The sequence below is a fragment of the Methylobacterium sp. WL103 genome (genome assembly GCF_008039885.1).
Taxonomy (GTDB): Bacteria; Pseudomonadota; Alphaproteobacteria; order Rhizobiales; family Beijerinckiaceae; genus Methylobacterium; species Methylobacterium cerastii.
In genome coordinates this window covers 1-1584 of record NZ_VRUX01000796.1, presented here as the reverse complement: position 1 = coordinate 1584, position 1584 = coordinate 1, and the positions used below count along the sequence as shown (strand labels likewise).

Annotated in this window: 2 protein-coding genes; both read left to right on the top strand. The window is 72.3% G+C overall.

Annotation, left to right across the window (positions count from 1 at the left end; genetic code table 11):
* Positions 1–719, top strand: a 719-nt coding sequence (locus FV222_RS25545) for a galactosyltransferase-related protein (RefSeq protein ID WP_147815958.1), incomplete at its 5' end; no start/stop codon positions are given.
* Positions 716–1584, top strand: an 869-nt coding sequence (locus FV222_RS25540; RefSeq protein ID WP_147815957.1) for a glycosyltransferase, incomplete at its 3' end; no start/stop codon positions are given. The genes FV222_RS25545 and FV222_RS25540, both read left to right, overlap by 4 nt.

Here is a 1584-nt window from a genome sequence, read left to right as displayed (position 1 = left end):
TCGAGGGAGACCACCGCGGCGCGGCGGCGGGCGGCGCCGCCGTGGTCTTCCTCGACGTCGACTGCATCCCGGCCCCGGACCTCGTCGCCGACTATGCGCGCGGGCTCGCCGAGCTCGACGGGTTGCTGATGGGCGAAGTGCTCCATCTGCCCGAGCGCGCCACCATCGGAGACTGGACCTGCGAGGCCTTCACCGCGGTCGCCGAGCGCCATTCCGACCGGCGCGGCCCCCCGGCGTCGGGCCTGGAGATCTGCGACGACTACCGCTGCTTCTGGTCCCTCAACTTCGCGATCCGGCGCGCCACCTTCCTGGCCGCCGGCGGTTTCGACGAACGCTACACCGGCTATGGCGGCGAGGACACGGATTTCGGCAAGGTCCTCGACCGTGCGGGCATCCCCATCGCCTGGATGAAGGGCGGCCTCGCCTACCACCAGTACCACCCGCACCATATGCCGCCGGTCCACCACCTCGACAGCGTGGTGCGCAACGCCGAGCTGTTCGAGGCCAAGTGGGGCTACCGCACGATGGGCCACTGGCTCTACGCCTTCAAGGTGATGGGGCTGATCGACGACGCCCCCGACCGGCCGATCCGCATCCTGCGCCGCCCGGAGGCCGGCGACCTCGCGCTGACCGGCCAGCAGAGCCACCAGCCCTACGGCAATTCGGCCTCCGTCATCCGCTTCCTCGAAGCCCAGGCCGCCGCCGCGGCGACGGCGTGAGGATCGCGCTGCTCGCCCATCTCCGCCATCCCGTGGCGCCGCCCTTTGCGGGCGGCATGGAGGCGTATACCTGGGTCCTCGCCGAAGGCCTGACCGCGCGTGGACACGAGGTCGTCCTGTTCGCCGCCGGCGACAGCGACCCGCGCTTTTCCATCGACCCGGTGATCCCGCTGCACCACGAGCGCAGCTTCCCCGGCCTCGAGCACCGGGGCGATGCCGGGCTCAAGGCCCATGTCGACGCCGGCTACGCCGCCGCCTGCGACCGGATCGCGGACGGCGGCTTCGACGTACTGCACAACAATTCCCTCAGCCGCCTGCCGCTGGACGGCCGCCGCCTCGCGGCGACGCCCACCGTCACCTCGCTCCACGTGCCGCCCTACGGCGCCCTGCGCTGGTTCGTGCAGGACAGCCTCGTGCCCGGCCATCGCGTCACCGTCACGTCGGCGGCGCAACGCAGGTCGTGGTGGCCGGAGGCGGCGCCCGCAGGCGTCTCGGTCCTCCACAACGGGATCGATCCCGCGTCTTGGCCCTACCAGGATCGCGGCGACGGAACCGCCGTCTGGTCCGGCCGCATCGCGCCGATCAAGGGCACGCATTGCGCCGTCGCGGCAGCCCGACGCGCCGGCATCCCCTTGACCCTGTTCGGCCCGGTGGAGGACCAAGACTACTGGGACGCGCAGGTCGCCCCGCACCTCGGCGGCCCCATCCGCTACGGCGGGCACCTCTCGGGCGCGGCGCTGGCAAGCGAAGTCGGTCGTGCCTCGGTCTTCCTGTTCACGCCCTGCTGGGACGAACCCTTCGGCCTGGTGGCGATCGAGGCCATGGCCTGCGGCGTGCCGGTCGCCGGCATCGCCATGGGGGCGGC